Origin of the sequence: Paenibacillus montaniterrae (assembly GCF_018403185.1) — a bacterium.
Classification (GTDB): Bacteria; Bacillota; Bacilli; order Paenibacillales; family Paenibacillaceae; genus Pristimantibacillus; species Pristimantibacillus montaniterrae.
This window is the reverse complement of sequence record NZ_BOSE01000005.1, coordinates 261,414-278,285: the sequence shown is the minus strand read 5'-3', so window position 1 is coordinate 278,285 and position 16,872 is coordinate 261,414. Positions and strand designations below refer to the sequence as shown.

Here is a 16,872-nt window from a genome sequence, read left to right as displayed (position 1 = left end):
CAAATAAATGTCGTAAAAGTGAAAAGGCATATAAGAAAAAAACAAGGCGGACGAAACTTCTAAAATTGAAAAGGATTGAGCGGCAATGGTTGCGTATGGTAAATGAGGCAACCTATATGGATGGCTCAAGTGCATCCAGAGTATCAAGAGGGCAGAGAGGACCGAGGGGACCAAAAGGTCCGAGAGGCTCAAGAGGCTCAAGAGGTCCAAGAGGTCCAAGAGGTCTAAGAGGTCCAACAGGTCCAACAGGCTTGAGTGGAACAGGTGAAACGGGCCCGACGGGTCCGACGGGACCGGTAGGTCCAACAGGCTTGAGTGGAACAGGGGGAACAGGCCCGACGGGTCCCACGGGACCAGTAGGTCCAACAGGCTTGAGTGGAACAGGGGGAACGGGCCCGACGGGTCCGACAGGTCCAGTAGGTCCAACAGGCTTGAGTGGAACAGGGGGAACAGGCCCGACGGGTCCAGCAGGAACGGGAGCGACAGGTGCGACGGGAGCGACAGGAGCAACAGGTGATACCGGTCCAACCGGCCCGGCAGGAACGGGAGCGACAGGAGCGACAGGAGCGACAGGAGCAGCAGGAGCAACAGGAGCGACAGGAGCAACAGGTGATACCGGTCCAACCGGTCCGGCAGGAACAGGAGCAACGGGAGCGACAGGAGCAACAGGTGATACCGGTCCAACCGGACCGGCAGGAACAGGAGCAACGGGAGCGACAGGAGCAACAGGTGATACCGGTCCAACCGGCCCGGCAGTAACAGGAGCAACGGGAGTAACAGGTCCAACTGGCCCGGCAGGAACAGGAGCGACAGGAGCAACTGGCCCAACTGGCCCGGCAGTAACAGGAGCAACGGGAGCAACAGGTGATACCGGCCCAACTGGCCCAGCAGTAACAGGAGCAACGGGAGCAACGGGAGCAACGGGAGCAACGGGAGCAACGGGAGCAACAGGAGCAACGGGAGCAACAGGAGCAACTGGCCCGCAAGTGCTGCCGTTTGCCATATTGCACTCGAATAATGGATCGGGTACCGCAGGTTACTATAATCCCGGAGATAAATTGGTCATCGATTATGTCGAATATATGACAGTTCCGGGTCTGGTTACGCTTAACGCTCCTACGAATGACGAGTTTACAGTTAATGTTCCTGGTGTTTATCAGGTCGTGATGAATCTTAATGTTGGCTGGCAAGCAGGAACGCCGACTGGTGATATGATAGTTGTCGGAATCGTTCAAAGTGACAGCCCGGATACGGTAATTGGATTAAATGCATGGCAGCCTGTATCAGCAGTAGGAGCTCCCCCCTCAAGCGTTCATGCAACCGGAATCGGGCGGATTCATGCAAGCGGTACTAACTCATTTTCTATCCAAAATCTTGGAACTGGAGGAATCCAGGTGGTTGACGTAGATGTAGCTAATGTAATTAGCAATACCTATAATACGCAAGTGGCAATGGATATAAGCTTGTTATATGTAGGGCCATATGTTCCGTTTACTCCTTAACAATTTAACAAGCTAAATAAGCATACAGGGTGTCTTAACAGCAATGATCATTAAGGCGCCCTAGGCTTTTCTGGAATCGAAGCATTATTGTAATAATTACATAGGGTTGGTGCGATTTAGTTAGCATAAGACATGCTAAGTGCGAAATATAATAAATTGGAAACTGATCATATCAATATGAATGGGGAGATAATGCATGGCAGATAATTTGCCGGAAGATGGGCCAACCGGCCCAACAGGATCAACCGGCCCAACAGGATCAACCGGTCCAACAGGATCAACCGGCCCAACGTTGCCAGAAGTTGACTTGGGTCCAACTGGTCCAACCGGTCCGACCGGCCCGACTGGGTTAACTGGACGAGGTATTACCGGCCCGAGTGGCCCACAAGGTAGTCCAGGAATCAATGGTGCGACCGGCCCGACTGGACCGGTAGGTCTAATGGGCCCAACTGGCCTGGCAGGAACTCCAGGCCCAACCGGGCCTAGCGGATCGCCAGGTACGCCAGGGGATTCTGGACCGACTGGCGCGACAGGTCCAGCCGGAACTGGATCAACTGGCCCAATAGGGCCAACAGGTTCCCAGGGTGATACAGGGCCAATGGGACCGACAGGTCCTAGTGGAGGAAACGGTAGTCCAGGAAGCAATGGTGCGACCGGCCCAACTGGTGCGACGGGGATGAGTGGCAGTGATGGTGCGACCGGTCCGACTGGTGCGACGGGGGTTAGCGGTAATGATGGTCCAACTGGTCCGTTAGGTCCAACGGGTGCGACGGGAGACAGGGGGGCGACGGGAGATACAGGAGCGACCGGTCCGCAAGGATTCAGCGGTCCGACGGGACCAGTGGGTGCGACAGGTGCGCCAGGCAATTTTGCGAACTCTACTTTATTTGCAATGAGGATTATTAGCTCTGTAAGTGCTACTGCAGATCATACGGTAATCCCGATTGCTGCGCAAGCAGGAACTTCAGGAGATATGATTCAATTAGGAGGACCGGTAACTGTAAATGGTTCCACTTTATATCAATATTTTACATTAAAATCAGGTCATATCTATTATATCAACTATCGGGCACTTGTACGCGTTCATCCAGTAACTCCAATAGAAACTATAGTGGATCTCGCTGACATTAATATCGATCCAGGAATTGAGCTGTATTCTGAAACCCCGCCTCAGGCTGGCCAACCGATTTATGAGAGTCAGGTTATGACTCCAGTTGTTTCCGTAGACAAACCGGTGTTGTTAAATGGATCTATGAATATATACTCTGGCGATGACAATACACAATATTCATTGCGTCTAATGTTCGCAAATACTGAGGCAACGTCCTATGGCTTAGATGTATCGCATTCATTGACTCCCGCCGCGATCACTATCATTGTAGTCAGCTGATCTGCTGCATTGTCAGGAGCAGGGTGATTCGGGTTTGATGTACTCGGATCACCTTCTTTGTTTAAAGCAGCATGGATAGTAGAATAGCTATTTTTCGCTGAAGGGACAGCATATGCTGCACTTCGGCGGAATATGTTGGGATATGAGCGAATTTATTTATGCAGCTGAAGCAGGTGACAGAGAATGATTACGATAAGCTTGTGTATGATTGTAAGAGACGAGGAGGAGACGCTGGAACGGGTGCTTGCTTCTGTAGCAGGCATTGCTGATGAGATCAATATTGTAGATACTGGCTCTATCGATAGGACGAGGGAGATTGCCTGTCGTTTTACCGATCGAGTATTTGATTATCCATGGCATGATCATTTTGCGGATGCGCGCAATTTCTCTTTTTTCCAAGCAACACAGGACTATATTTTATGGCTGGACGCAGACGATGTTATTGAAGAAGAGGATCGCCAACGCTTTATAGCGCTCAAGCAAAGCCTGAATCCTTCAATAGATCATGTCATAATGCCCTATAAGGTTGGCTTCGACGAGGCTGGAAAACCTACTGTCGTTTTGCGTCGCACCCGCCTGGTAAGAAGAGATAGACATTTTCTTTGGGAGGGGGCTGTGCATGAGGATTTAGCCGTTTATGGCACTTGCCTGGAAAGCGATGTATGCATTATTCATAGAAAGCAAAAACCAAATACCGACAGAAATCTGCAGATTTATCGAAAGCTGCAGGAGAAGGGAGAAAAATTCTCCGTTCGGGATTTGTTCTATTTTGCTAATGAATTGAAGGACCATCAATTGGACGAAGAGGCAGTTAAGGAATATAAGCGGATGCTGGATACAGGTCAAGGATGGAAGGAGGATAATATTCGCGCATGTCTGAATATGGCGGAATGCTATGCCCGATTGGGAGATCGTGAAAAGAGATTTGCAGCGCTTGCACATGCGCTAATGTACGAAAAGCCGCAGCCAGAATTAGCTTGCGCGCTAGGAGGATTTTTTTGGGATGAGCAGCAATACGACAGCGCGATTTTTTGGTATACGGTCGCAATCGAAGGCAGCCAGTCTGAAGCAATGGCAGTATGGAACGAAGCGATAGGTACCTGGTTTCCTCATTTGCAGCTTTGTTTGTGTTACAGCCGGCTTGAGCGATACGAGGAAGCATTTCGGCATAATGAATTGGCGCTTCGTTATCATCCGACGCATCCCAGTCTTCTCTATAATCGCCAATACTTTTGGAAGGTGCATCAACTAGGAGAGGGGGACGATGAATTTGGTACAGAAGCATAGTACACGACAGCGAGTAGTTATAGGCAGTCCTATCCAGGAAAAGCCGAATATTCTTGCAGAATATTTAAAGTCTTTAGAGGAGCTTCATCATGAAGGAGTGGAGGTCAGCTATTATTTTGTTGACGACAACAAAAACAGAGCTTCAAGCGACCTGCTGCTTCATTTTCAAAAATCGCACCTAAATGTAACGATTGCGAGTAGTCAAGACTTTGGAATGAGCACATATTTTAAAGACGAGCACACTCATATTTGGGACGAGAAGCTAATCTGGAAAGTCGCGCGATTGAAGGATCAGATTATTCAATACGCACGGAAGCATTATTTTGATTATTTGTTTATTCTCGATTCCGATTTGGTTTTACATCCTCAGACACTTGAGCAATTAATTCGCTCTAATAAAGATATCATCTCCAATATATTTTGGACCCAATGGTATCCGGACGAAATCGAGCTGCCGCAAGTATGGCTGCAGGACGAATATACATTTTACCGAAAAGACAGGCAAGAAATGCTCGACAGGGACGAGGAATGGCGCCGCTCTGATCAGTTTTTGCAGCTTTTGCGCCAGCCGGGCATATATGAGGTTGGCGGATTGGGAGCTTGCACTTTAATAAGTCGCAAAGCGCTTGAAGCCGGGATGCGGTTTGCAGAAATTCCTAATCTGTCCTTTCGCGGCGAAGACCGACACTTCTGTGTTCGCGCGCAAGCGCTTGGCTTTTCACTCTTTGTGGAAACGCAGTATCCTGCATTACATCTATACCGGGAGGCAGACCTGTCGAAGGTCGAGGCCTATAAGGCTAAAGCAATATCAGAAATTGCTCATCGGTAGTTTCTTCAAGTCTCTTCAGATGGCTGCTTCGTCTGGTTGTAATAGTCATACCATAGGCCCTTGTCATATTCTTTCGGATCAATTAGACCTGCTTCGATACATAGCTCGACCAGTTGATGCACGCCATAGAACTGCCTGCGGCTGCGGTCATGTATGCTCGATAGCGCCTCCAGCGTAATTTGCTTCGCTTTTTCAAGGTTATGCTGTTCAATGCTCTGCACAATTTCCTTCATATTTTCCAGCACATACACTGTCTTGCGCAAGGTGCGAATGAGCAAAATTTGTCTTATATGCGTAGGTGTAAACAACCGGTAGCCGTTTTCCGGGGCTCGCTCGGGAACAATCAACCCCTCTTTTTCCCAATGTCTGATAGCTGAAGGCTGCACCTCGGCGATTGCTGCTGCTTCGCCGATTGTCATGCGGCTCTTCAGCTTTTTATTTGCCAATTGAGGCAGATCTGGACGCTGCAGCAATTCGAGTGTTTGCTCGGCGATCCGTTTGTCGTGATGCAGGTTAGCCTGCTGCTGATTCACAAGCCAGAACGCTTCGTCCAGCTCGCTCTTCTGAATGTTGCGGAGCACGTCGCAGGTTACGCTTGTGCCGAATCCGGCAAACATCGCTCGCAAACAGCGAAAATAAGCCAAATGCAGCTTGGTGTACAGCCGGTAGCCTTTATCCGAACGCTCAGGAGCGGGAACGATGCCCCACGATTCATAATGCCGCAATGCACTTGTGCTGATGTACAGTTCTCTGGCGATTTCTATTGGTTTATAGTAGCGCATTTCTTCGCCTCCCGTTCCTACTATAGCAAAGGCTTGCGCACTTCTCAAACATTTACGAAAAACATTAAAGTAACATGATAAGCTTATTTTGTATATTACGGCTTGGTAAAAGCGGTAATTTTCCTAACCTTCTCATTTGCATCAGTGTTATAGAATTGAACATGTAAGCTAATTGGCAGCAGGAAAAAATGAGAAAGCGGGTGGAAGCTTGGGTAAAAAAGAACTTGCCGTAGAGGTGCAGGCGTTGAAAAAATCATTTGGCACGAAGGAGGTGCTGAAAGGACTGGATTTAAGCATCGAGCGAGGGACAGTTTATGGCGTGCTTGGTCCAAATGGAGCAGGAAAGACGACATTGGTCAACATTCTCTCGACACTGCTTCGACCAGATGGCGGCAGCCTGCGAATTTTCGGCTTGGATGTCGTTCGCGAGTCGGATGCCGTTCGTCGGAAAATTGGATTGACAGGACAATTTGCTGCTGTAGATGAGGAGCTGAGTGGTCGAGATAATTTGGTGCTGTTTTCAAGACTGGCAGGATACTCGCATCGAGCGGCTGCAGCAAGAGCGGAACAGCTGCTCGCAGCGTTCAATCTGCTTGAAGCTGCTGATCGACCAGCCGAGAAGTATTCCGGCGGTATGCGGCGCAGGCTGGATATCGCTGCTGCAATGCTTGTTGCTCCCGAGTTGTTGTTTTTGGATGAGCCGACAACTGGATTAGATCCGCGAAGCCGCAATGATGTGTGGGATATTGTCCGTTTTTTGGCAGAGCAGGGCACGACCGTTTTATTGACGACGCAATATTTGGAGGAAGCTGATCAGTTGGCTGATCGCCTTGCGGTTATAGATCGGGGAGTCGTCATAGCGGAAGGCACGCCAAGCGAGCTAAAGGCTTCCGTTGGTTCAGGAAAAATTATGATCAGGCTTGCTCATCCGCATCAGCGATCAGAAGCTGAACATGTGCTGCGGCGCGTGCTACATACGGATGTCAGACTGTATGCTGACCCGACCGCTTTATCTGCTCAAACGACAGATGCCAGGCAGGCCGCTGCAGCCTTAACGGAGCTTGCCGCAGCAGGCATTGAGACGGCACAGTTTTCACTAGGACAACCAAGTCTGGACGAGGTGTTTCTTGCGTTAACCGGGAAAGCCGTACAGGAGGAAGGCTTAGAGGAGGGAATGGTATGAACCAGGCAAATACGAAATTACTGCAGACGATGAGCTCTCGCGAACGGCCACAGCGAGCCAATGCGCTTTATGCAATCGGTGTGTTTGGTTGGCGCTCCTGGCGGAAAACGGTAGGCAAGCTGCATTATTTGGCGATTGATTCAGTTATTTTTCCAGCGGTCTTTCTGCTGATTTTCACTTATTTGTTTGGAGGCGCCATATCCGGATCAACGGGAAATTATTTGCAGTTTCTGCTGCCAGGCATGATGGTGTATACCGTTACGACTATGACGGTGTACATTGGCATTGGAATTAAAACCGATATTGAGCGCGGCGTGTTCAACCGCTTTCGAACATTGCCGTTTTGGCAGCCTGCTGCGATCATTGGCACGATGATGATTACCCTGCTGCAGTTTGCCGCTGCGCTTGTGACAACATTTGGCATCGGCATGCTGCTTGGCTTTCGGCCGGATGCAGGTATTGCAGGAGCCTTGCTGGCGTTTCTGCTTGTGATGTTCTATGCCTTCTGCTTAAGCTGGATTTTTGCCTGCCTTGGCATCGTCGTGAAGAAGACGGAGACGCTCAGCACGATGTCCTATCTCGTGCTCTATCCGCTTATGTTTACGAGCAACGTATTCGCCGATACATCGACAATGCCTGCCTGGCTGGGAAGGATTGTCGATTTCAATCCGGTCAGCCTGGCGTCGGCTGCGGCGAGAGGCTTGGTGCACGGTACAGCTGAAACCTCGACGATGCTCACAACCTTCGGCGGTCTTGGCATGATTCTCATCATCTTTATGCCGCTGACCTTTTGGTTTTACCGTCGAAAAACGAATGAATAAGCGATAAATGTGTGCAGAGAGGCTGGAGCCGAGCTGAAAGCCAGTAAATCGAACCGTGAAAAATGGAACCGGCGATAATACTATGACTGTCAGCTCAGCCTCTCTCAGCACATAATCAATGTCAAGTCGTCAGATCATACTCCAGCATTAAGCTTGTAATGACAGATGAGCCCGATTATTTCTCCAATCTACTTGAACAGCGGTGTCAAACAGAGAGGATAGCTGCTCGCTGGTCAGAACCTCTTCTGTTTTGCCGCTTGCAAACACCGTTCCAGCACGAAGCAGCAGCGTATGTGTAAATTCCGGCAATATTTCCTCTACATGATGGGTGACATAGAGCAGTGTCGGAGAGTCCTTTTGTCTGACCAGATTTGCAATGCTGTGCAGCAACGATTCACGCGATAAAAAGTCAAGTCCGTTGCTTGCTTCGTCCAGAATAAGCAGCTCAGGCGAGGCCATCAGCGCACGGGCAATGAGCAGCTTCTGCTTCTCTCCCTGTGAGCAGGTTTGAAAAGGGCGATCGAACAGATGCGCACAGCCGAGCGTTTCCATAAGCTGCACAGCTCTTTCTATATCCTCTTCTTCTGGCCTGTCGAATAATCCTACTGAAGCATGCAGCCCGCTAATGACGAGATGCTGTGTTTTTTCTCTAGGATGAATTCGCTCTTGAAAGGAAGAGCTTACCCATCCGATCCGCTTGCGCATTTCCCGCAAATCTACCGTCCCATATTTATGGCCAAGCACGGAAATTTGCCCCTTCGTCGGCCAAATATAGCCGTTAATCATATTTAACAGCGTAGTTTTGCCAGAGCCGTTCAGCCCCAAGAGCGCCCAATGCTCGCCTTGCTTGATCGTCCAGTTAATTTGCTGCAAAATCGTTTTATGTTCGCGCTCCCAAGTAATATCTTTAACCTCGATAATAGCAGTCATCTTAATTCCTCCTAGGCATTAGTGGCAGCAGCCTCTATGTTGTCAGGCTGCAGACGCAAGGTGGCATCCGTCGGCAAAAACGCAGCAAGCAGGCCGATAAGCGGCAGGAAAGCGCATATTTGAATCACAAATGTGATGCTCGTATGATCGGCCAACGTGCCAAGCACGACGGAACCGAGTCCGCCAAGACCAAATGCGAGGCCGAAGAACAGCCCGGAGACGGTTCCGACCTTGCCTGGCAGCAGCTCTTGAGCGTACACAATAATGACGGAAAAGCCGGAAAGCAGAATAAAACCGATAAAAAAGCATAGCACAGCCGACCAGAAGAGGTTGGCGTAAGGCAGCAGCAAGGAAAAAGGCGCTGTTCCTAATATGGAAAACCAGATCATATTGCGTCTGCCAAAGCGATCCGCCATCGGTCCGCCGGCAAAGGTGCCCACAGCTCCTGCGGCAAGCAGCAGGAAGATGAATATTTGCGCATGCTCGGTAGACAAGCTATGCTTGTCGATCAAATAAAACGCATAAAAGCCGGTCATGCTTGCCATGTAAACAAATTTGGAAAACAATAGCATGATCAATATGCCGATAGAGTAGGCGATAATTGGTTTGGGCAGTGGATTGGCTTTATGAATCACTGCTTTTTTGTTCGCGTTCTGCTGGCTGATGTAGCCGCGATACCAGCGAGCAACGCGCATTTGTACAAAAATAGCGGCAAGCGCGGCAAGGGTGAACCAAATAATCCCGAACTGTCCAAGCGGAACAAAGATTAGCGCAGTGAATACTGGAGCGAGCGCCTGACCAATATTTCCGCCAGTCTGGAAAATTGACTGCGCTAATCCTTTACGCGGTCCGCCTGCCAAATAAGCGACGCGGGAAGCTTCCGGATGGAGCACGGAAGAGCCTATACCGATCAGTATGACGGAAGCGATCACCTGCCAAAAATTAGCGGCAAACGCCAATACTACCATCCCGATCAAGGAAAATACAACGCCAATCGGCAGCAGCGCAGGCTTTGGCTTGGCATCGGTGTACAGTCCAATTAGCGGCTGAAACATCGAAGCAGTCACATTTAAAGTAAAGGCGATCCAGCCAATTTGCGTAAAGCTTAGCTTAAGAGAATCATGCAAAATTGGAAATATAGCAGGAATAACGGATTGAATCGAATCATTGAGCAGGTGAACCAGGCTGATCGAAAACAAAATCGTATACACAGTAGCTTGAGATGTGCTGTTTTTCATCGTAACCTCCAATAAACATCATATCATCTGACGTTTGATCTTAAAAAAATTATAATTCGGCAATCGTCCCTTCCAGATTGAGAAGGGTCCACTTTAAAGCGAGCTCTGGATCTTGATTTTTAATCGCTTCGTATAGCTGTTCATGATAGTAGGTTTGCGGATCATGCGAGCGATATTCTTTATTTAGCTTGTTGATCGCATCGGTTAATACATGGGAAAAGGTGCGGAATAAATCAATGATCACACCGTTTTTGCTGGCAACCGCAATTGCCATATGAAACTCGATATCTGATTTCGCATAGAGCTCCCGATCATTTTGCTGCAGTGCAAAGCTGCGCGTGTCCAGATGAGTCCGCATATTTTTCAGATCTTCCTCATCACGACGAAGAGCGGCTAATCTGGAAATTTCCAGCTCCAGCATTTTACGTGCTTCATAGACCTCGATCAGCTCCGCACGATGCAGGCGATGAGTGAGCGGCTCTTGAATAACCGGGCTTGCTTTCAGATAAGTACCATAGCCTTGCTTTTTCTCAAGCAGTCCCGCATGCACGAGAACACGGATCGCTTCACGGATTGTAGAGCGGCCCACGCCAAACAGCTCCATCAGCTCCGGCTCTGGCGGAATTTTATCTCCGGGCTTGATGTCTCCTGAGGAAATCTTTTGCTGCAGCTGATTCACCACATCATCGACCAGCTTATGCTGGTTAATCGCTTTAAATGAAAATTTATCATTCATCTGATCATCTCCTGTTTAAGAAAATAGCACATTTATTGGAGCTTTACAAGTGTATTGGTCACAAATTAAATGATGGATCATTTCTGCTTGCGTTAATTTATACAATTGTGTAATATAGTTTTATACACTTGTATAAATGGGAGGACATTATATGGAAAATGAAATCAAACGCCTGCCCGATGCGGAATTGGAGGTCATGCTTGTTGTATGGCAGGCAGACCAACCAGTAAGCGCATCGTATATTTTAGAGCAGCTTCGCGGCAAGCGTAAATGGGCACTTGCAACTTTAATGACGGTGCTGTCTCGTCTGGTCGATAAAGGATTTCTTCATTGTGTAAAACAAGGTCGCTGCAACAGCTACCATGCAGCCATTGCAGAGGAGGAGTACAAGGAGAGTGAAGGAAAATCTACCCTGGAGAAGCTTTTTGGAAATTCCATTCAAGATATGGTGATGTCCTTATACAACGGAAAAGCGATCAATAAACGGGATCTTGCTGATTTGCGCGCACTGCTGGATCAGGTTGAAAGGGATGAGCGATAATGCTTGAAGAGATTTTTATAGACATATTGCTAATCTCATTTACAACAAGCTTGCTAATTATTGCAATGGCAATCGCATCGCCAAAGCTAAGAAAGCACTACTCAGCCAAATGGCGCTATTGGATATGGTTAATCATCGCGATTCGTTTATTGCTTCCTTTTAATCTCTCATTTGACGACTCTATTATATCCATTGATATAACGGATCGTTCAGCTTTGCAAGCGATTTTTCAAGGAGCTCCTTCTTCAACGATGCAGTTCGAAATGTCTGTTGCACCGCAGCCAGTATCAGCAGTATCAGATCCGGCATTGCAGCCAGAGTCACAGTCAGCATTGCAACCAGCAGCACAGCCAATACATACAGATGCGAGCACATTCAATCTGTCCTCGCTGCTGCAAAGCTTGGCATGGATTTGGCTTTTGGGAGTACTGGTCGTATTACTCTATCATATTTCCAGCTATTTGTTTTTCCGGAAACAGGCACTTCGTTGGAGCAAGCCGTTCATAGCACAGGAGCAGGAGATGGACTTGGCTGGCGTATTTAAAGAGATGGGGATAAAGCGGGCTTCCGTTACAGTTCTAGTAAGCGAGAAAGCACCAAATCCGATGCTAGTGGGAATATTTAAACCTGTTCTGTTGTTGCCGCATCAATACTATGATCGCAATCAGCTGATCTTTATTGTTAAGCATGAGCTGATTCACTATAAGCGACATGATATTTTTTACAAGCTAATGCTTATGCTCGTGCAGGCCATTCACTGGTTTAATCCAATTGTATGGTTCATGTCGCGCGAGGCTAGCCGCGAGCTCGAAATCTATTGCGACGAGACGCTTGTAGCTGCACATGATTTGGCGTATCGCAAGCAGTATTGCGAAGCGATTTTGGATGCGATGCAAGGTCCGAAGTCTCGCAAGCTCGCTTTATCCACAAATTTTACCGGAGGAGTTCAAACGATGCAGCAACGATTTATTTCAATCCTAACCATGAATAAAAAACGCAATGGTCTTTCCGTTTTTGTACCAGCACTGTTTCTCATTATTTCAGTCAGTGTATTGGCTGCTTGTACTAATATCGTCAAGGCGGGTGAGGAAATGAAGCCGGGGACAATCTATTCCAGTCCTGCTTACGCATCAATAGTAACATTTGATGCCGGCAATTCCTATTCGATTGATGAAGAAGGCAATATTTTAATTTCTTATCGAGATGGAGAGGTTATCGCAAAATCGCCAGTAAAGGTGGACCCTGCTAAAGCAGCTTGGGAAAATGGGATAAGCGAAAGCGGATTTTTCATTTCAGAGGATAAGACAGCGATTGTGTATAATGCTAGTGAAAATGAACCCTTGCAAATTCATGTGGCGATAAGCGATGATATGGGGAAAACATGGAGTAATTCTATTATTGAAGGAGCTAGCGGCAGTGAGCTTTTTATTGGATTTACGAATAAGAAGGATGGCTGGATGACCGTTGGCAACTCGGCAGGAGTCGCGAGAGCTTTGAATTTTGTCTATCAAACCTCGGATGGTGGAAAAACGTGGCAGGAAATTGGCAATCCTAATGAAGTCTACGCTGAGCATTTAACAGGAGTCGGCTTTTCAAGCAAAGAGATCGGCTTTTTTGGATACAGATATTTTGCCGATTACGGTCCTGTAATTTATTGGACGCAGGATCAAGGTCTTAGCTGGGAGCGGCTAATGGTGTCACTACCAGACGAATTCGAAAGATATAGAAAGAATCCATTATCTCCGACATTTAATGGGAAAGAAGGCTATTTTCCGATCGAGTTAATTGATCCAGACATCGGTTTTGCCGGAGTCATTTATTTGGTCAGCGATGATTATGGACGAAGCTGGGAATATGATGCGGCGTATGACCAGCTTAAGAAATAGGTTGTGGATGGGGATCAATATGATCAACCTACCACATATGCAGCGTACACTCTAAACTTTGAATGTGCGCTTTTTTTCGTTTATTTAAGGTTTACATTTATGAAGAGTATAGATTAAGCTGCACTCAATGCATTGATTTTCCTTAAATTGGGTTATTATTCACGTTTTTACTGTGTATAGATTTTGTATAGGTGGGGTTGCTAAACTATGGTAGTGGGGAATATTGTGGAAATTTGTCATTGTATGAATGTCGAGTTTTGTAATGAAGGGAGGTTTTGTTAAAGAAGAAGCATTATATTTTCCTCTGTATACATGATACGTGCAAGTTTTCACTGTTCTCCGGGACAATTCAGAAACTGCGGTATCTGAAACTGTCAAAATACAGGCTAATCAAGTATAGGAGGAAGTTATGTACTCAGCAAGAAGTCGAACTAAGACATGGCATCGTTTTATCATTCTCACGCTTGCTTTCATGTTGATTATCGGCACTCTGCCAGCCAGCTTGATTTATGCGGCGGAGGGTGAAGAGACGCCGGTAGAACCCAGTGCTCCAGGTGGAGTAAGTGCTAGCTTAATTTCTTGGGTAGATGTAGTAGAGAGCGCAATTAAGGACACTGACGATATGGTTATCAAGTTGCAGGACTTAGCGGATGACAGAACATGGAATGCAACACAAAACAGTAAACAACCATACAAAGCTTCAACTATTAACTTCAACCCAGGGATTACGATTAATAGTAGTTCGGGTTATTTCAGTACATCTGCATTTGGAACTGACGATTTTGAAAGGGAAATATTCTCTGTACAAGCTCGAGATCATTATGAAAACCCTAATGCATTCCCTTGGGAGCTCGGGAGTAGTTATCAGAATGCCAAGTATGGTGACGGATCGCAGATTGTAACTTCTGCTTTTTCAACAAGAAGTAGAACCGTCGAAATTGATCCGAGCGAGTATGATCTCTTGAAGAGTCGTGTACTAAATATTAGAAGTTCAAACGAAGAGTGGGCTCTTTCTCTAGATGGTCGTCAATTGGAGGTTGATTCCGCAAATCAGGTGCAAATGAAATTTGGGAATCTTGGAACTTATTACATTGGGGCTGGTCATTATAGTCGCTTTGATGGTTCCATTTCGGAGGTTATTCTATTTGATCGAATTCTCACTCCCGCCGAGCGTCAGCAAGTGAACAGTTACCTGGCACTGAAATATGGACTTACGCTCAAAGATGAGAACGGGAATTCCATGGATTATCTTGCTAGCGATGGAGCCACTGAAATGTGGACAGCTGCAGAAAACACTGGCTTCGGTAATCGGATTGCGGGAATAGGTAAAGACGATGCCAGCGCGTTGGAACAGAAGCAGTCCAAATCACAAGAAACAGGTGCGTTAGTAACGATTGCTTTGGGCGAAGAAATTGCTGCATCTAACGAAGAAAATCTAAATGAAATCGCAGCAGATAAATCATTCCTTACAATCAGTGATAATGATGGAAGTGTTGAGTACGACCAAGCTGTTACTATTCCGGGTGTTCCTTCAGATGATTTAAAGCGAATTGCACGCGAGTTTAAGGTTCAGAAAACCGCTAATTGGGTAGATACCGAGATTACGTTGCAATTAGATGGTATCGAGGAACGATACAATTATTATTTGCTCGTTGATAACAGCGCGACCAAATTAAATGCTTCCGGGCAAGTAACGCTGAATAGTATTCAGCTTGAACATGGAGCGACCTTTTCATTTGCGAGAGTAGTCAAACCGGCTGTTCCGGGCGGCGTCCATGAATCACAGCCTGTCCTTTGGCTAAAAGCAGATGAGGGATTGGGTCAACAAGGCGGACTGCTAACAGGTTGGGAAGATCAGTCTCAAGATCCTATTAACTTTACGCTTGATATTCCGGCAGGTCAAGAAACGAAGACGCCTGAAGTGAATGCAAACGGTGTGAATTTTAACCCGAGTGTCACATTCAAAAATAATGGCGTGAGAATTGGTCATTATCCACTTTCACCCAAACTGATCGGGGATAAGCCAATTACATTCAGATCAGGTTATGCTGTTTATAAGTATCCTGATGGCACCGCGAGCGCTGGAGCTCTAGTTGGGGCGAAAGATCACGTTAATAACTCAACTAACGGCGCAATAATAATGGGTGGTTATGGTAATGATTTTACCACTGGACCTGGTCTAACTAATATTTATGACTACTTTGGGACTGTCAATAGAACTCGGCATCAGCTTGTCAACTATGAAATTGCTGGTACTAAAACGGCTAGAGTAGATGGTAAAGCAGAAGCACTTAGACGGAATAATAATTTTTCAGCATTTACGCTGACTCCTGTAATCGGAGCTACAAATGGCGGTACTGATGATTGGCATGGCTTTGGCGGTGATGTCGCCGAGATTATTTTGTACGATCAATTGACGAGTGGACACGCAGCTAAGATCGAGACTTATTTAGCGGTGAAATACGGGATTACGCTTAATAGTGGTAACAGCCCTTACGTTGCTACCAACGATGATATCGTATGGGAAGTCGATGGTACTTATAAGCACAACATCGCAGGTATTGGATATGACAATACACAAGGTCTTAACCAGAAACAAAGCCGTAGTATTAATGCGGGTATCCCACAGGTGGCAATTGGGCTAGGCAAGATTGAAGGCACCAATGCAGCTAATGGGCATGAGTTTACTCAAGACGGGCAATACCTGATCTGGGGCGACAATGGAAAAAGCTTAGTATTCGATGTGCAGATTGGGGATACTTTGGAATACCATGCGCAACGGATTTGGAAAGTCCAAAATACGAACAATGTCGGAGCCGTGCAATTAGCAATTCCGGAGGATGCAATTCTAGCTGGTAAGAAATTGCTTGTTAGCAGCAGTTCGGATTTCTCTGATGCTACCGAATATCCTTTAACAATTAGCGAGATTAATGGAATTCCGCATTACGTAGCTGAAAATGTTTCGTTAGAAGATGGGCTGTATTTTACGTTTAGCGTAATTGCTCCTGAATTATCAACTGTAACACTTGAAGATGTTACGATTGATGAGCAAGAGATTGTCTTGACTTTTGATAAGCCGATTACTTTATCTAACTTGAATGGATTTACGGTAACAATCAATGAACAGCCGTTAGCAATCGCGAGTTATGTAATTGACTCGGATCAAACAACGCTGAGATTGAAGCCAAGTAAGGCAATTCTAGATACCGATACCATCTTGGTTTCTTATGAGAAAGTGGATGGCAATATTAAAGGCTTAAATGGTGCACCTGTTCACAAATTTGACATGGAAGCTGATAATAAAATTGCACCGATTCCAGAAGTCACGATCATAGAGCCAGCAGAAGATACGGTCTTTGTTTCAAAACCAACGATAACAGGAACCGCAACCCCAGGTTCGACGGTAACGGTGAAGATTGGTGAAGCAGAAGCAGTGGCAGTAACTGTAAACGAGGAAGGCAACTGGAGCTACACGCCAGACAACGCCCTAACTGATGGTGATCATACGGTAGTCGTGACCGCGACGAAAGACGGCAAAACGAATAGCGACAGCAAGACAATCAAGGTAGATACAACATTGCCAGTAGTGGACAAAACCTTGCTTCAAGCAAAAGCTAATGAAATCGACGAAGCGATTTCAACAGGTGAGCTGAAGGAAGAGGCGTACACAGAAGCAAGCTGGCAAGCATTAGAAGAAGCGTTGACAGAAGCGAAAGCAGTACTTGCTGATCCAACTGCAACACAAGA

13 protein-coding genes are annotated in these 16,872 nt (G+C 46.8%); 9 read left to right on the top strand and 4 right to left on the bottom strand.

Annotated elements, in window-relative coordinates:
• The first annotated feature begins 116 nt into the window (after nucleotides 1-116).
• The 4 genes from KJS52_RS27750 (at nucleotide 117) to KJS52_RS14955 (ending at nucleotide 5,008) form a co-directional block, all read left to right on the top strand.
• On the top strand, nucleotides 117-1,502 hold the full coding sequence (locus tag KJS52_RS27750; RefSeq protein ID WP_281425608.1) for a collagen-like protein: 1,386 nt from the start codon (nucleotides 117-119) through the stop codon (nucleotides 1,500-1,502).
• A 196-nt stretch (nucleotides 1,503-1,698) separates the two neighbouring features.
• The gene (locus tag KJS52_RS27975; RefSeq protein ID WP_213516620.1) at nucleotides 1,699-2,892 is read left to right on the top strand and encodes a collagen-like domain-containing protein; all 1,194 of its coding nucleotides are present in this window, start codon (nucleotides 1,699-1,701) and stop codon (nucleotides 2,890-2,892) included.
• A 204-nt stretch (nucleotides 2,893-3,096) separates the two neighbouring features.
• Nucleotides 3,097-4,179 carry a glycosyltransferase gene (locus tag KJS52_RS14960; protein WP_373871366.1) on the top strand — a complete coding sequence of 361 codons (1,083 nt, stop codon included), beginning with the start codon at nucleotides 3,097-3,099 and terminating at the stop codon, nucleotides 4,177-4,179.
• Entirely contained in the window at nucleotides 4,157-5,008 is an 852-nt protein-coding gene (locus tag KJS52_RS14955; RefSeq protein WP_213516616.1) for a glycosyltransferase family 2 protein, read from the top strand. Before KJS52_RS14960 ends, KJS52_RS14955 begins: the two co-directional genes overlap by 23 nt.
• Before the next feature lie 5 nt (nucleotides 5,009-5,013).
• On the opposite strand, the gene KJS52_RS14950 is transcribed toward KJS52_RS14955, so the two are convergent.
• Nucleotides 5,014-5,790 (bottom strand): TioE family transcriptional regulator, encoded by a 777-nt coding sequence (locus tag KJS52_RS14950; RefSeq protein ID WP_213516614.1) that lies wholly within the window; start codon nucleotides 5,788-5,790, stop codon nucleotides 5,014-5,016.
• Nucleotides 5,791-5,998: 208 nt separating this feature from the next.
• Between KJS52_RS14950 and KJS52_RS14945 the strand changes: the two genes are divergently transcribed.
• Nucleotides 5,999-6,973, top strand: a complete 975-nt coding sequence (locus tag KJS52_RS14945) for an ATP-binding cassette domain-containing protein (RefSeq protein WP_213516612.1) — start codon at nucleotides 5,999-6,001, stop codon at nucleotides 6,971-6,973.
• Nucleotides 6,970-7,794: an ABC transporter permease gene (locus KJS52_RS14940; RefSeq protein ID WP_246563593.1), complete on the top strand. Its 825-nt coding sequence runs from the start codon at nucleotides 6,970-6,972 to the stop codon at nucleotides 7,792-7,794. The genes KJS52_RS14945 and KJS52_RS14940 overlap by 4 nt, the downstream gene beginning before the upstream one ends.
• Nucleotides 7,795-7,941: 147 nt before the next feature.
• On the opposite strand, the gene KJS52_RS14935 is transcribed toward KJS52_RS14940, so the two are convergent.
• Genes KJS52_RS14935 through KJS52_RS14925 form a run of 3 tightly spaced genes read right to left on the bottom strand, consistent with a single transcriptional unit; the run spans nucleotide 7,942 to nucleotide 10,698 of the window.
• Nucleotides 7,942-8,724: an ABC transporter ATP-binding protein gene (locus KJS52_RS14935; protein WP_213516607.1), complete on the bottom strand. Its 783-nt coding sequence runs from the start codon at nucleotides 8,722-8,724 to the stop codon at nucleotides 7,942-7,944.
• Nucleotides 8,725-8,735: 11 nt separating this feature from the next.
• The gene (locus tag KJS52_RS14930) at nucleotides 8,736-9,962 is read right to left on the bottom strand and encodes an MFS transporter (RefSeq protein ID WP_213516605.1); all 1,227 of its coding nucleotides are present in this window, start codon (nucleotides 9,960-9,962) and stop codon (nucleotides 8,736-8,738) included.
• A 49-nt stretch (nucleotides 9,963-10,011) separates the two neighbouring features.
• On the bottom strand, nucleotides 10,012-10,698 hold the full coding sequence (locus KJS52_RS14925; protein WP_213516599.1) for a FadR/GntR family transcriptional regulator: 687 nt from the start codon (nucleotides 10,696-10,698) through the stop codon (nucleotides 10,012-10,014).
• 151 nt (nucleotides 10,699-10,849) lie between these two features.
• Here KJS52_RS14925 and KJS52_RS14920 point away from each other — a divergent pair, with 151 nt between their 5' ends.
• The 3 genes from KJS52_RS14920 to KJS52_RS14910 form a co-directional block, all read left to right on the top strand.
• Nucleotides 10,850-11,239, top strand: a complete 390-nt coding sequence (locus tag KJS52_RS14920) for a BlaI/MecI/CopY family transcriptional regulator (RefSeq protein WP_213516597.1) — start codon at nucleotides 10,850-10,852, stop codon at nucleotides 11,237-11,239.
• A complete protein-coding gene (locus KJS52_RS14915; RefSeq protein ID WP_213516595.1) occupies nucleotides 11,239-13,125 on the top strand; it encodes a M56 family metallopeptidase in 1,887 nt (628 codons plus the stop codon). Before KJS52_RS14920 ends, KJS52_RS14915 begins: the two co-directional genes overlap by 1 nt.
• 409 nt (nucleotides 13,126-13,534) lie before the next feature.
• Nucleotides 13,535-16,872, top strand: a 3,338-nt coding sequence (locus KJS52_RS14910; RefSeq protein ID WP_213516593.1) for a DUF8202 domain-containing protein, incomplete at its 3' end; no start/stop codon positions are given.

Coding starts and splice junctions, on each gene's coding strand:
- KJS52_RS27975 (WP_213516620.1), top strand. CDS start 1,699: ATGGCAGATAATTTGCCGGAAGATGGGCCAACCGGCCCAACAGGATCA.
- KJS52_RS14915 (WP_213516595.1), top strand. CDS start 11,239: ATGCTTGAAGAGATTTTTATAGACATATTGCTAATCTCATTTACAACA.
- KJS52_RS27750 (WP_281425608.1), top strand. CDS start 117: ATGGATGGCTCAAGTGCATCCAGAGTATCAAGAGGGCAGAGAGGACCG.
- KJS52_RS14940 (WP_246563593.1), top strand. CDS start 6,970: ATGAACCAGGCAAATACGAAATTACTGCAGACGATGAGCTCTCGCGAA.
- KJS52_RS14935 (WP_213516607.1), bottom strand. CDS start 8,724: ATGACTGCTATTATCGAGGTTAAAGATATTACTTGGGAGCGCGAACAT.
- KJS52_RS14950 (WP_213516614.1), bottom strand. CDS start 5,790: ATGCGCTACTATAAACCAATAGAAATCGCCAGAGAACTGTACATCAGC.
- KJS52_RS14955 (WP_213516616.1), top strand. CDS start 4,157: ATGAATTTGGTACAGAAGCATAGTACACGACAGCGAGTAGTTATAGGC.
- KJS52_RS14920 (WP_213516597.1), top strand. CDS start 10,850: ATGGAAAATGAAATCAAACGCCTGCCCGATGCGGAATTGGAGGTCATG.
- KJS52_RS14925 (WP_213516599.1), bottom strand. CDS start 10,698: ATGAATGATAAATTTTCATTTAAAGCGATTAACCAGCATAAGCTGGTC.
- KJS52_RS14930 (WP_213516605.1), bottom strand. CDS start 9,962: ATGAAAAACAGCACATCTCAAGCTACTGTGTATACGATTTTGTTTTCG.
- KJS52_RS14960 (WP_373871366.1), top strand. CDS start 3,097: ATGATTGTAAGAGACGAGGAGGAGACGCTGGAACGGGTGCTTGCTTCT.